Origin of the sequence: Alloactinosynnema sp. L-07, assembly GCF_900070365.1 — a bacterium.
GTDB lineage: Bacteria > Actinomycetota > Actinomycetes > Mycobacteriales > Pseudonocardiaceae > Actinokineospora.
In genome coordinates, this window is sequence record NZ_LN850107.1 from 2949983 (window position 1) to 2963434 (window position 13452).

A 13452-nucleotide genomic window follows, 5' to 3' on the forward strand; every position below is an offset into this window, starting at 1 on the left:
TTCTCTCAGGCGTTGGAGCGGTCGACCAGCAGCAGCGTGCAGGCCAGCCGGATGTCGGCCTCGGCATCGGCGGGCTCGACGCGCATGTTGAGGCTCTGGGTCAGCACGCCGTACCAGCCCTGCTCGAGCAGCCGCACCAGGCGGAGGTCGTGGTCGGTCGGCTCGTCCAGGCCGAGCGTGCGCAGGATCAACTCGCGAAACGTGCTGTCGATGCGTACGGCGTCGGCGACGGTGCCCGCGTGGGCGGCGTTGTTGGACTGCATCATCGCGTTGGCGAGCAACGGGCGGCGCAGCAGCTGACGGCTGGCGTGGATCAGCAGCTCGGCCACGGCCTCGACCGGGTCCTGGCCTGGTTTGGCCGCGAAGGTGGCCTCCTCCAGGCGCGCGACCTGGTCGGCCAGGACGGCGGTGAAAAGGTGCGTCTTGGACGGGAAGTAGCGGTAGAGCGTCGCGATGGCGACGCCCGCCTCCTTGGCGACGTCGAGCATCTGGACACGCTCGAGCCCGTTCTCCGCACCCTGGCGGGCGGCCGCGCGCAGGATCCGCTGGTGGCGCGCCTTCTGCCCGGGAGAGCTCGGCTCCGCGGACGGTCTGGCTTCAGCGATCCTCGGCATGCACTCCCCCTCTGGCGACGTGGTCTCCTGACGATACTGGCCAAGACCCCGTCAATCCGGGACATGGGGTTCCGATGAGTGGGACTCCGGCCCGGGAGACGGAGGGAGACGCGGAGACCATGGGCCACATGACCGATCCCCGCGGAACCCTGCTCCATGTCGAGCCCCTCACCACGGACGCCGCCCTGCCGAGCGCGGCCACCAACCTTCTGGTCCGTTACGCGTCCGTTGGCGTGCGCGGACCGATCGTGGTCACCGGCACGGTCTCCCTGCCCGCGACGACGCCTCCCGACGGCGGCTGGCCGGTGGTCAACTGGGCGCACGGGACCGTCGGTACGGCGAACGTGTGCGCGCCGTCCAGCAACACCCGGGACGGTCTCGCCGACGAGTACGTCGGACTGATGGACCGGACCCTCGACCGCTGGGTGGCGGCAGGCTACGTCGTCCTCAAGACGGACTATGAGGGCTTCGGCACCGACGACGACCACCCTTACATGCACGGCGACAGCGCGGCCAACTGCCTCGAGGACCTCGTGGTCGCGGCCAGGGCCGCGGACCCGCGGATCGGCGAGCGGTGGGTCGCGGTCGGCCACAGCCAGGGCGGACAGGCGACCCTCTTCGCCGCCTCCCGGAAGGGCTCCCCCGGTCTGGTCGGCGCCGTTCCGATCGCCCCCGGCGGGACCGGGCTGAGCCTGCTGGCCCCGGTGATCAAGGAGGCGCGGCCCGGCTCGGCAGGCGCCATTCGGTTCCTCCCACCGCTCTTGGTCGGAGCCGCGGCCGCGGACCCGAGTGTCGATCCCGACGCCCTCCTGACCGAGAAGGCGCACGTGTTGCTCGACGTGATCCGCACCGCCTGCCTGCCTCAGGCGACGCTCGTCGCCGAGACCCTGCGGCCGGAGGACATCTTCCGTCCCGACGCCGATTTGGGCCCGCTGACGGCGTACCTGCTCACCCAGGAGGTCACCGGCCTGCCTGTGCACGTGCCGATGCTGATAGTCCAAGGCCTCGACGACGACCTGGTGACGCCTGCCGCCACGGACTACCTGGTCTCGACGCTGCCCACGGACAAGGTCACCTACAAGTCGTACGAGGGGGCAGACCACCGGCACGCCGTGGCGGTCTCGTTCGACGACGTCCTCGCCTTCGTGAAGGGCCTCTTCTAGTCCGAAAATGGGTGGTGCCCACTCACCACCCACTTCGGATTAGACGAGGTTGTCCTCGACCGGGATGCCGAAGACACCCCGGCCGTACATCGCCAGCGCCCGCTCGACGTCGTTGGCGACGTGCACGCTGCCCGCGTGGGCGTCGCGCCAGGCCCGCTCGATCGGGTTGCCGCGCTTGAGCGAGTTGCCGCCCGCGGTCTTGAAGAGAATGTCGATGGCCTGCAACGCGCGCTCGGTGGCGCGGACCTGGTCCCGGCGGGTCCGCAGACGCAGCTCCATGGGGATCTCCTCATCGCCGCTCGCGCTCGCGTACAGCGCGCTGATGTTGCGGTCGAGCTGAAGGATCGCGGCATCGGTCTCGGAGGACGCCCGGGCCACGGCGACCTGGGCGAACGGGTCCTCGGCGAACCTGCCGCCACCGAGACTGAGCCGGAGCCGGTCACCCATGGTCGCGACGTACGACGCCAGACAGCCGTCGACGACTCCGACGATCGGCGCCGTGATCGCGGTGGTGAACACCGCTCCGAACGGCAGCTTGTACAGCGGTCCGGAGTTCACCTTCTGGCCCGGGCCGCGCAGCTGCGAGTGCTCGTAGTTGCGCAGGATCCGGTGTGCGGGCACGAGGGCCTTGTCGATGACGAGGTCGTTGCTGCCGGTGCCCCGGAGACCGACCACGTCCCAGACAGCGTCGACGGTGAAGTCCGCACGCGGGACCAGCACGGTCAGGAAGTCGATGGCCTTGCCCTTCTCGCCCATCACGAGCGCGCCGACCAGAGCCCACTCGGCGTGGTCGCAGCCGCTGGAGAAGCTCCAGCGACCGGAGAGCTGGAATCCGCCATCGACCTCGGTGAGCCTGCCCACCGGCGCGTACGACGAGCACACCAGCGTGTCGGGATCCGCGCCCCACACGTCCCTCTGCGCCTCGTCGGGGAAGAGCCCGAGCTGCCACGGGTGGACGCCGAGAACGGAGGCCACCCACCCGGTCGACCCGCAGGCACCGGAGATCGCCCGGACCACCTCGTAGAACGCGACCGGGTCGGTCTCGGCGCCGCCGTACCGCTTCGGCTGCAGCATCCGGAACACCCCGGCCGCCGTGAGCTCCTTGATCGTCTCCGCGGGCACCCGGCTGTTGTCGTCGGTACCGCGGGCACGCTCGGAGATGCCGGGGAGGAGCGGCTTCACCGCCGCCAGGACGTCGTTGCTCATGGGCTCAGGATGCGCCCGGGCCCGCGGGCGGGCCCGGGCCGCTTCCGGTGAGTGGGACTTCGCCCACCCGGGGACAGGTCCGCCGCACAGACTCGCGGGAAGGCCATCCCGCTGTCCAGGAATCGGAGAAGAACATGACCGGAGTCGACGAGGTCCGCCGAATCGAGACGGACGCCGCACCGACTCGGTTCGCGCGGGGCTGGCACTGCCTGGGACTGGCCAAGGACTTCCGGAACGGGACGCCGCACCAGGTCAAGGCGTTCGGCCAGGAGCTGGTCGTCTTCGCGGGCGCGGACGGCAAGATCAACGTGCTCGACGGCTTCTGCAGGCACATGGGCGGCAACCTCGCCCAGGGCACCGTCAAGGGCAACGAGATCGCGTGCCCCTTCCACGACTGGCGCTGGGGTGGCGACGGCAGGTGCAAGTCCATCCCCTACGCGCGCCGCGTCCCGCTCCGGGCCCGTACCGGGTCGTGGCCCACGCTCGAACAGGACAACCTGCTCTTCGTCTGGAACGACCCGCAGGGCAACCCGCCCCCCGTCGACGTGACCATCCCCATCATCGAGGGCGCGACGCGTGACGACTGGACCGACTGGGTCTGGTACACCACCGTGATCGAGGGCGCGCACTGCCGCGAGATCGTCGACAACATCGTGGACATGGCGCACTTCTTCTACGTGCACTACTCGTTTCCGACCTACTTCAAGAACATCTTCGAGGGACCCGTCGCCACCCAGCTCCAGAAGGGTGTCGGACGCGAGGACGCCCGCCCCCAGGCCACCCAGAGCGGCGTGGCCAAGATGGTCGGCAACACCTCGGTCGCTTCCTACCACGGCCCGTCGTTCATGATCGACGACCTGACCTACCACTACGAGGACGCTGACGTCGAAAGCGTCCTGATCAACTGCCACTACCCGATCTCCGAGAACTCCTTCGTGCTGCAGTACGGGATCATCGTGCAGAAGGCGGCGCACCTCGACGATCCCGAGGGGATGGCCCGCAAGATGGGCGACTTCATCAGGATCGGCTTCGAGCAGGACGTGGCCATCTGGAAGAACAAGGCGAGGATCGACAACCCCCTGCTGTGCGAGGAGGACGGCCCGGTCTACCAGCTGCGTCGCTGGTATGAGCAGTTCTACGTCGACGTCGAGGACGTCACGGCCGAGATGACCGAGCGCTTCGAGTTCGAGATCGACACCACCCGGCCCAACGAGGCCTGGCGTGCCGAGGTCGAGGCCAACATCGCGGCCCGCGCATCCTCATGACCACGCGACCCGCGCCGCGCCCCGACGTACGGCTGGACGACGGCGGGATGGAGCCGGTCTCGTGCGACGGCTGCGCCGCCCGCGTGGAGGTCCGCAAGAGCAGCTGGGACCAGACCAGCATCCAGTGGCACGCCGACGCGATGGACGCCTGCCTGGAACGACGCGCCGGCAGGCCGGCCAGCGGCCCCAACGGCGGCGCGTTCGCAGGCTGCTCCACCCTGGACCTCGCGATCCGCGAGCACGCCGTCCGCGGCGACCTCTCCGTGCAGTCGGGCGAGCCACTGCCGGTCAACCCCGAAGGAGCACCTCACTGATGCGCGAGAAGTACGGTCCCTGGGCCGTCATCGCAGGCGGCTCCGAGGGTGTGGGCGCCTCGCTCGCCCACCAGCTCGCCGACGCCGGGATCAACCTCGTTCTGGTCGCGCGCAAGCCGGGCCCGCTCGAGGCCACCGCCGAGGGGGCGCGCCGCCTCGGCGTCGAGGTGCGCACGCTGGCCCTGGATCTGCTCGACCCGTCAGCGGTGCAGGCCATCGTGAGGGACACCACGGATGTTCAAGTCGGCCTGCTGATCTTCAACGCGGGCGCCAACAGCTATGGCTATGACTTCCTCGACGGCGAGCTGACCGGACACCATGGCGTGCTCGACCTGAACATCACCGCGCAACTGGCCCTCACCCACCATTTCGGCAGGTTGATGAAGCAGCGCGGCCGTGGCGGCATCGTGCTGGTGGGGTCGCTGGCAGGCTACCTCGGCTCGGCCCGCCAGAGCGTCTACGGAGCGGTCAAGGCGTTCAGCCGAGTCTTCGCCGAGGGCCTGTGGCTGGAGCTGCGCGACCACGGCGTCGACGTACTCGAGCTGGTGCTCGGGGTGACCCGCACGCCCGCCATGGCCCGGGCCGGTCTCAACTTCGACCTCCCGGGCCTCAACGTCGGCGAGCCCGACGACATCGCCCGGGAGTGCCTGGCCCACCTGGCCGACGGCCCGGTCTGGATCGCGGGTGGCAACGCCGCGACCGCGGCGAAGCGCAACGGCATGGACCGAACCCGCCTGGTCCTCGGCGCCCACGAGGCGATGACCCGGCTGCTGCCGCCCCGCTGACCATCGCGGGGCAGCAGGCCCTTGGCCGCACTACGCGTCCGCCGGGCGGAGCACTCCGAGCCGGTTACTTCGTCCCGCTGCGATCCGAGGGCGAGTTCGGTGCGCCGGTCGCATACTGGGACTTGTTCCGCGTCGCTGAGAGAAGCTCGCCGCCAGACGGAGAAGCGATGACCACCGACCCACGAATGCAGGAACTGTACGAGCAGGCCAGTGCGGAGGGCGGGCTGGTCGTGTACGCCGGAGGAGACGCTCCCGAGCAGGCCCAGATGTACACGGCGGGCTTCAGCGAGATGTTCCCCGACATCGACATCGAGGTCACCGTCGACCTGAGCAAGTTCCACAACGCGCGGATCGACGCGCAGCACATCCGCGGGGACAACCGGGTGGACGTGGTGCACCTGCAGACCGTCAACGACTTCCCGTACTGGAAGCAGCACGGCCTGCTTCAGCCGTTCCGGCCCGACGGCCTCGACCAGGTCGACCCGGACTTCGTGGACCCCGACGGCGCCTACTACGCACTTTTCGTCTTCGCGTTCTCCAACGTGGTCGACACCAAGGTCATCCCCGAGGAGCAGGCCCCGCGGGAGGCGATGGACTACCTGCGCCCAGACCTGAAGGACCGCATCGTGCTGACGTATCCGCACGACGACGACGCCGTCCTGTTCCAGTTCGAGCAGATCATCGCCAAGCACGGCTATGGCTGGCTGGAGAAGATTCTGGCGCAGAACCCGATGTGGGTGCGCGGGACCGCGACGCCGCTGGCGGTCATCGGCTCGGGTGAGCGGGCGGCGACGTTCACTTCGTTCTACTACCTCAACCCGCCCGCGGGTGACTCGATGAGGTTCCTCCTGCCCAAGGAGGACTTCTTCCAGGCGTGGTATCAGACCGGAGCGATCCTCAAGGACGCGCCGCACCCCGCCGCGGCGAAGCTGTACATGAGCTACCGGCTCTCGCAGCAGGCCCAGCAGGCATCGGCCCAGTGGCCTGCCCGCCGGGACGTGCGAATACCAGGCTGGAAGCCGATCGACCAGTACGGGAATACCGACCCGCGCGGATTCCGCGAGTTCATGCTCGACCGCGCCCGCGTCGAGCGACTGCGCGGCATCATGGAGGACTTCATCGGCCCCGTCCAGGGAGACAACCCCACCGGCGTCGACCGCACCTGGCACTGAGGCGTCGGCGGCCCCGCCGCGGCCTGCCCGCTCGGCACAGACCGCGGCCCCTTCGTCCGGCCCGCTGAACCGGTAGCACGGAAGAGGACAAGATGGCGAGTTCCGCCGGAGACCAGGCCGTACGGATGCCTGCGGTCTTCATCGGCCACGGCAACCCGATGAACGCCATCGGGGACAACACCTACACCGCGGCGTGGCGGGAGCTGGCCGACTCCATCCCGCGGCCGCGGGCGATCCTGTCGGTCTCGGCGCACTGGTACGTACCCGGTGGCCGGGTCACGGCCGAAGTGCGCCCCGCGACCATCCACGACTTCGGAGGGTTCCCTCCGGCCCTGTTCGACGTCGACTATCCGGCGCCCGGCTCACCCGAACTCGCGGCCCGGGTCCGCGAGCTGCTGGCACCTACCCCCATCAAACTCGACACCCGGTGGGGACTCGACCACGGCACCTGGTCGGTACTGATCCACATGTACCCGGCCGCCGACATCCCCGTCGTCCAGCTGGGCATCGACGAAACCCTTACCCCGGCCCAGCACTACGATCTGGCCCGCCGCCTGCGCCCACTGCGCGAGGAGGGGATTCTCATCCTCGGATCCGGCAATGTCGTGCACAACCTGCACACCTATGCCTGGGGCAGGCATCCTGTCGAACCGTTCGAATGGGCCGTCCGCTTCGACACCCGGCTGCGGGAGCTGATCACCGCGGGCAGGTTCGACGACGTCATCGCCTATGAGCAGGGCGGCGGGGACGCCGCGCTTGCCGTCCCCACCCCCGAGCACTACCTGCCGCTCCTCTACGTCCTGGCCGCATGCACAGGCGTCGACCCCGTCACCTTCCCCATCGACGGATTCGACGGCGGATCCATCTCCATGCTGGGCATCCGCCTCGGCTGACCCGCACCATGACACGGTCCTTAAGAGACACGGTCCTTAAGAGACACTGTCCTTAAGAGACACTGTCCTTAAGAGACACTGTCCTTAAGAGACACCGCAACTCACGAGAACGCCGCCAGCGGCTCCGAACCCGACCAGTCGTGGCCCCAGTAGGAGTCCGCGGTGATCTCCTCCGCGGTGTAGTACGTCTCGTCGACGAGCAAGCCCTCGACGCCGTACTCCAGGTCCCAGCCGCCGGGCGCGCGCACGTAGAACGAGACCATGCGGTCGTTCGTGTGCCGACCCAGGGTGGACGAGATCGAGAAGCCCTGGCGGTTGACCTTGTCGAGTGCCCGCCCGACGGCGTCGAGCGAGTCGACCTCCACCATCAGGTGCACGAGACCCGGCGGGTCGCCGTGCGGCGCGGGCACGACGGCCAGGCTGTGGTGGCGCTGGTTCACGCCCATGAAGCGGACGCGTCGCGGCGTCTCGCCCGCGACGGGGCCCTTCGCGCCTAGCCGGATCGCGCCGCGGGGCAGGAACCCGAGCACCTCGGTGTAGAACGCGACGGTCTCCTCCATGGCCGTGGTCGGCAGGACGACGTGGCCCATCCCCTGGTCACCGGTGACGAACCTCTGCGCCAGCCCGGTGAGCAGCGGGCTGTGATCGAGCCGGGGTCCGAAAAAGACCTCGGTGGGCGTGCCCGCGGGGTCGTCGAACGCGATCGCCGCCTCGACCCCGCGCTCGTGGCACTCGACCTGGCCGAGCTCCTTGACCGTGAAGCCTGCCGCTTCCACTGCCCGGCCGATCTCGGCCAGCCCGAACTGGTCGCGCACTTCCCAGCCCACCGCCAGCACCTGGTCGGAGGGACCGGGCAGCACGACCAGCCGGGACTCCCGCTCGTCCATGCGCAGGTAGAGACCGCCCTCCACGGGGCCGGTCGTCTCCTGGAAGCCGAGCGCGTCCACCGTCAACTCGCGCCACCGCGCGACATCCTGGGACTGCACCTTGAGGTAGCCGAGGCCACGAATCTGCGTCATGGGCTGTTCCCCTTAAATCATCGAGAGCATCGGGCCGGGCGGCGGAGTCACGTCGAGGTCCGTGAGGGCCGCGACGTGGAAGACCGCACCGGGAACGTGGATGGCGTGGGCCATGCCCATGTGGCCGTCGCGCCAGAACCGCTGGATCGGGTTGTCCATTCGTAGGCCGTTTCCGCCAGATCTGGCCACGACCTCGTCCATCGCGCGGACCGCGCGCCAGGCCGCCGCGACCTGGGTACGCCGTGAGGCGGCGCGCTCGTTGAACGAGATCTCCCCGCCCGCCGCGACCTTGTCGTAGATGCGCGTGACGTTCTCCAGCATCGAGATACGTGAAGCCTTGATCTCCTCGGCGGCCGCGCTGATCGCGAACAGGACGTAGGGATCGTCCTTCACTTTCGTGCCGGTGACCTGCACGCGGGTGCGCTGGTACGCCAGGTGCGCGGCGAGCGCTCCCTCGGCGATGCCGATGACCGCGGAGGTGATGCCGAGCGGGAAGATCGTGGTGAATGGCACGGCGTACGTCGGATTGCTGAGCCCCGAAGCCGCCAGCGCCGAGCCGTCCATCATCGAGCTGAACGGGACGGCACGGTGTGCCGGAATGAAGGCGTCCTCGACGATGATGTCCTTCGACCCGGTGCCCCGTAGGCCGACCACGTCCCAGGAGTCTTCGACGATCGTGTAGTCCGACCGCGGCAGGATCACGTGGTAGCTCCGCGGCGGCATCAGCGTCTGACCGTCCTCGTCGCCAAGGAAGGCACCGAGGAAGATCCAGTCGCAGTGGTCGGTGCCGGACGAGAACTGCCAGTGCCCGTTGAAGACGTAGCCGCCGTCGACCGGCCTCAGCACGCCCATCGGCGCGTAGGGCGAGGCGATCCAGGTGTCGTTGTCGGCACCCCAGATCTCCTCCTGCACGCGCTGGTCGCACATCGCCATCTCCCACGGGTGGACTCCGACGATGCCTGCCACCCAGCCAGTCGCTCCGTCCAACGAGGCGATGCGCATGACGGTCTCCGCGAAGTCCCGCGGATGGGCCTCGGCACCGCCGTAGCGGGCGGGCTGGAGCATCTTGATCACGCCCGTGTCGCGGAGGATCTTCGCGGCCGAGTCGTCGAGCTTGCCCAGCTTCTCGTTGACCGCACCGAGGGCGGCGAGTTCCTCGGCTCGCTCCTCGACCGCGGGCAGGACTGGGTTCTTCATGAGTTTGCCTCCAGAGTGGACAGTGCGACGGCGATCTCGATGAGCTGGTCCTCCTGACCTCCGATGAGCTTGCGCTTCCCCGCCTCGACCAAGATCTGCGCGCCGGATACGTCGTACCTTCCGGCGAGGCGGTCGGCGTGCTTGAGGAAGCTGGAGTAGACGCCCGCGTAGCCCATGGTCAGCGAGAGCCGGTCGAGCAGGCACTCGCCGTCCATCACCGGGCGAACGACGTCCTCGGCGGCGTCGATGATCGCCGCCGTGTCGATGCCGGTCTCGATACCGAGCTTCTCGGCGACGGCGACGAAGGCCTCGACCGGAGTGTTGCCCGCGCCCGCGCCGAAACGCCGGGTCGAGCCGTCGATCTGCCGTGCACCCGCACGGACCGCGACGACCGAGTTGGCGACGCCGAGGCCAAGGTTCTCGTGGCCATGGAAACCCACCTGGGCGTCAACGCCGAGCTCGGACACCAGGGCCGCCACGCGGTCGCCCGTCTGCTCGAGGATCAACGCGCCTGCCGAGTCGACGACATACACGCACTGACAGCCTGCATCGGCCATGATCCGGGCCTGCTTCGCCAGCACCTCGGGGGGCTGGGAGTGGGACATCATCAGGAAGCCGACGGTCTCGAGACCCAGATCCCGGGCCAGCCCGAAATGCTGCTCCGCGACATCGGCCTCGGTGCAGTGCGTCGCCACGCGGCAGATGGCCGCGCCGTTGCCCGCGGCTTCACGGATGTCGTCCTTGGTGCCGAGGCCGGGCAGCATCAGGAAGGCGATCTTCGCGTTGACCGCGGTCTCGACGGCGGCCCTGATCAGGGTCTGCTCAGGTGTGTGGCTGAAGCCGTAGTTGAACGACGACCCGCCGAGTCCGTCGCCGTGGGTCACCTCGATGACCGGGACCCCGGCGCCGTCGAGGGCGCCCACGATGTCGCGGACATGCTGTTCGGTGAACTGGTGCTGCTTGGCGTGCGACCCGTCCCGAAGGGAAGAGTCGGTCACGCGGACCCGGTGGTCGAGCGTGTCGAGACCCATGTCAGTTCCCCATCGCCTGTGCGAAGCCTTCACCAACGCGGGTCGCGGCGGCGGTCATGATGTCGAGGTTGCCGGAGTACGGCGGCAGAAAGTCACCCGCGCCCTCGACCTCGAGGAAGACGGCCACCCGGGCCATCCCCGCGCTGGTCGCCGAGGCAAGGTCGAACTGGGGTTCGGCGCGCAGCCGATAGCCGGGGACGTACGTCGCGACCGACGCGACCATCGCGTGGATCGACGCTGTGATCGCGTCGTGGTCGGCGTCCTCCCCGATCGCGCAGAACACCGTGTCCCGCATCAGCATCGGCGGCTCGGCCGGGTTGAGGATGATGATCGCCTTGCCCCGTTGGGCTCCGCCGATGGTCTCGATCCCGCGGGACGTGGTGAGCGTGAACTCGTCGATGTTCTGGCGGGTCCCGGGGCCCGCCGACGGCGACGCGACGCTGGCCACGATCTCGGCGTATGCCACGGGGGTGACGCGGGAGACGGCGTGGACGATCGGGATCGTCGCCTGGCCACCGCACGTGATCAGGCTGACGTTCCCGGCGTCGAGGTGGGCGCCGAGGTTGACCGCCGGGATGACGGCAGGCCCGACCGCGGCCGGGGTCAGGTCGATCGCCTTGATGCCGAGCCCGGCATAGCGCGGGGCGTTGGCGCGGTGCACATAGGCCGAGGTGGCCTCAAAGACGAGGTCGGGCAGCTCGTCCTGCCCCAGCAGCCAGTCGACACCGTCGGCGCTCGCCTCGACGCCGAGGTTGGCGGCGCGCTTGAGTCCTTCGGACGTCGGATCGACCCCGATCATCCAGCGCGGCTCGATCAGGTCTGAGCGGAGCAGCTTGTAGAGCAGGTCGGTGCCGATGTTGCCGGAGCCGACGATTGCCGCAGTCGTCCTGCGTCCGTTGGTTGAGCCTGTCGAAACCATCTAGTCCTCACTCGAAGGTCGCGGTCACGGTGCCGAGACCGGCGAAGTCGGCCCGGAACACAGCTCCGGGGTGTACGTCGACCGCCCGGGTGCACGAGCCGGGCAGGATCACGTGGCCTGCCTCGAGCTGTACGCCGAAGGTGGCGACCGTGCGCGCCAGCCAGGCCACCGCGGTGGTCGGGTTCCCGAGCACGGCGGCGGTGTTGCCCCGGGTGATCTCGGTCCCGTCCTCGAACAGCACCGCCTCGATGTCGGCGAGATCCAGGTCCCTTGGATTTCCCCGGCAGGCGCCAAGGAGCACGCCTGCCGAGGAAGCGTTGTCGGCGATCGTGTCGACCAGACCGATCTGCCAGTCGGTGATCCTGCTGTCGATCAGCTCGAGCGCGGGCGCGACGTACTCCGTAGCGGCGATCACGTCGGCCTCCGTACAGCCCTCGCCCGGCAGGGTCTGCCCCAGCACGTAGGCGATCTCGACCTCGATCCGCGGGGAGCAGTAGTCCGCGCACCGGATCGGCGTCGACTCGGACAGCACCATCGAGTCGAGCAGGTGGCCGTAGTCGGGTTCGTCGACGCCCATCATCTGCTGCATCACCGGCGAGGAGAGGCCGACCTTGTGGCCATACACGCGGCCACCCTGGTCGAGGCGGCGACGGATGTTGATCAGCTGGATCTCGTAGGCGTCGACCACGTCGGCCGCGGGGAAGGATTCACGCAGCGGACGCAGCGGCGCGCGGCCGGTCTCGGCCTGCCACAGCAGTTCGGCCGCGGTGTTCCTGGTCTGGTTGTCGAGCATGTCCTGACGTTCTCAGCCTCCGCGCCGGAGTGCCCGAGCATCTCCCGTTGAGCGGGACGCCCGTCAAGCGTCGTAGGTGACCCGGAGCCGATCAGTCCTGGGCCTCGCCTGGCAGGCCAGGATCAGGCCGTCGGCCAGGTCGGCCGCGTCGAGCACCTCATTGCGCTCCAGGTCGACCTCACCTTCGAGCAGCACGCACGCGCAGGCACTGCAGGCACCCTCCCGGCAGGAGAACGGCGCCTCGATCCCAGCGGCGAGGAGTACGTCGAGCAACCGGTTGCCCTGCGGCCAGGTGACGCTGCGGGTGTCTCCGTCGAGGGTCACCTCGACCGTGCTCTCCGGCGTGCCGGTTTCGAGCACGACGCTGACGGCGTCGAAGGGGTTCTCGTGCAGGGACGTGAATCGCTCCACGTGCACGTGGTCGGTGGGCACCCCGCCGGAGCGGAGTGTCCCGGCGACCAGGTCCATGAATGGGCCGGGGCCGCAGATGTACGACTGGCGACCCGGGCGTGCGGCCAGCACAGCCGCGACCCGGTCCGCGGTCGGGAGACCGTCGGTCGACTCCAGCCAGTCGAGGACCTCGAGGCGATCCCCGAACGCGCCGGACAGGGCAGCCAACTCGTCACCGAAGATCACCGACCCCGGATCACGGTTGGCGTAGACGAGCGTGACGGCCCCCGTGCCGACGTACAGGCTGGTCTTGAGGATGGACAGCACCGGCGTGATGCCGGAACCGCCCGCGAAGAGCAGCAGGTCGTCGTCGAAGTCTTTCGGCGTGAAGGTTCCGGACGGCTTGAGCACGTCGAGCACGGTGCCTGCCACGACGTGGTCGCAGATCCAGTTGGAGGCGTAGCCGCCTGCCGTCCGCTTGACCGTCACCTTCGGTTTCTCGTCGAGGGCGGGTGAGCTGCACAGCGAGTAACACCGGGCCGCTCCCCCGTCGCGATCGCTCGGGACCCGGATGGTGATGAACTGGCCGGGCCGGTAGGACACCGGCGAGCCATCCACCGGCTCGAGCACCAGCGAGTGCGCGTCCGCCGTCTCGCGGATCACCTCAACCACCCGGACCTGAAGAGACATG

The 13452-nt window shown here is 69.0% G+C and carries 14 protein-coding genes; 6 read left to right on the plus strand and 8 right to left on the minus strand.

What is annotated here, in order from left to right; translation table 11 throughout:
* Window positions 1–5: 5 nt before the first annotated feature.
* Window positions 6–614, minus strand: coding sequence for a TetR family transcriptional regulator (locus tag BN1701_RS13050; RefSeq protein ID WP_054048689.1), 609 nt, complete (start codon window positions 612–614; stop codon window positions 6–8).
* 128 nt (window positions 615–742) lie between these two features.
* Here BN1701_RS13050 and BN1701_RS13055 point away from each other — a divergent pair, with 128 nt between their 5' ends.
* The gene (locus BN1701_RS13055) at window positions 743–1777 is read left to right on the plus strand and encodes an alpha/beta hydrolase (protein WP_054048691.1); all 1035 of its coding nucleotides are present in this window, start codon (window positions 743–745) and stop codon (window positions 1775–1777) included.
* Window positions 1778–1816: 39 nt separating this feature from the next.
* Here BN1701_RS13055 and hsaA read toward each other — a convergent pair whose 3' ends face one another.
* Window positions 1817–2983 (minus strand): 3-hydroxy-9,10-secoandrosta-1,3,5(10)-triene-9,17-dione monooxygenase oxygenase subunit, encoded by a 1167-nt coding sequence (gene hsaA, locus BN1701_RS13060; RefSeq protein WP_054048693.1) that lies wholly within the window; start codon window positions 2981–2983, stop codon window positions 1817–1819.
* A gap of 134 nt (window positions 2984–3117) precedes the next feature.
* Here hsaA and BN1701_RS13065 point away from each other — a divergent pair, with 134 nt between their 5' ends.
* From BN1701_RS13065 to ygiD, 5 genes are all read left to right on the plus strand, one after another.
* On the plus strand, window positions 3118–4248 hold the full coding sequence (locus BN1701_RS13065; protein WP_054048697.1) for a Rieske 2Fe-2S domain-containing protein: 1131 nt from the start codon (window positions 3118–3120) through the stop codon (window positions 4246–4248).
* Window positions 4245–4562: a hypothetical protein gene (locus tag BN1701_RS13070; protein WP_054048699.1), complete on the plus strand. Its 318-nt coding sequence runs from the start codon at window positions 4245–4247 to the stop codon at window positions 4560–4562. The genes BN1701_RS13065 and BN1701_RS13070 overlap by 4 nt, the downstream gene beginning before the upstream one ends.
* Entirely contained in the window at window positions 4562–5347 is a 786-nt protein-coding gene (locus BN1701_RS13075) for an SDR family oxidoreductase (RefSeq protein WP_054048701.1), read from the plus strand. The genes BN1701_RS13070 and BN1701_RS13075 overlap by 1 nt, the downstream gene beginning before the upstream one ends.
* Window positions 5348–5514: 167 nt before the next feature.
* Window positions 5515–6519 carry an ABC transporter substrate-binding protein gene (locus BN1701_RS13080; protein ID WP_054048703.1) on the plus strand — a complete coding sequence of 335 codons (1005 nt, stop codon included), beginning with the start codon at window positions 5515–5517 and terminating at the stop codon, window positions 6517–6519.
* A 92-nt stretch (window positions 6520–6611) separates the two neighbouring features.
* Window positions 6612–7412, plus strand: coding sequence for a 4,5-DOPA dioxygenase extradiol (ygiD, locus tag BN1701_RS13085; protein ID WP_231949587.1), 801 nt, complete (start codon window positions 6612–6614; stop codon window positions 7410–7412).
* 101 nt (window positions 7413–7513) lie between these two features.
* Here the strand turns inward: ygiD and BN1701_RS13090 are convergent, their stop codons facing one another.
* The 6 genes from BN1701_RS13090 to BN1701_RS13115 all read right to left on the minus strand — a co-directional run bounded on the left by BN1701_RS13090 (window position 7514) and on the right by BN1701_RS13115 (window position 13451).
* Entirely contained in the window at window positions 7514–8431 is a 918-nt protein-coding gene (locus BN1701_RS13090) for a VOC family protein (RefSeq protein WP_054048707.1), read from the minus strand.
* 12 nt (window positions 8432–8443) lie between these two features.
* Complete coding sequence (locus tag BN1701_RS13095) at window positions 8444–9628, minus strand: acyl-CoA dehydrogenase family protein (RefSeq protein ID WP_054048709.1); 1185 nt, start codon at window positions 9626–9628, stop codon at window positions 8444–8446.
* Window positions 9625–10659: a 4-hydroxy-2-oxovalerate aldolase gene (gene dmpG, locus BN1701_RS13100; protein ID WP_054048711.1), complete on the minus strand. Its 1035-nt coding sequence runs from the start codon at window positions 10657–10659 to the stop codon at window positions 9625–9627. Before dmpG ends, BN1701_RS13095 begins: the two co-directional genes overlap by 4 nt.
* Before the next feature lies 1 nt (window position 10660).
* A complete protein-coding gene (locus BN1701_RS13105; RefSeq protein ID WP_054048712.1) occupies window positions 10661–11578 on the minus strand; it encodes an acetaldehyde dehydrogenase (acetylating) in 918 nt (305 codons plus the stop codon).
* Window positions 11579–11585: 7 nt separating this feature from the next.
* Complete coding sequence (locus BN1701_RS13110; RefSeq protein WP_054048715.1) at window positions 11586–12371, minus strand: 2-keto-4-pentenoate hydratase; 786 nt, start codon at window positions 12369–12371, stop codon at window positions 11586–11588.
* Between the two features lie 63 nt (window positions 12372–12434).
* Window positions 12435–13451 (minus strand): ferredoxin--NADP reductase, encoded by a 1017-nt coding sequence (locus BN1701_RS13115; RefSeq protein ID WP_054048717.1) that lies wholly within the window; start codon window positions 13449–13451, stop codon window positions 12435–12437.
* Between the last annotated feature and the right edge of the window lies 1 nt (window position 13452).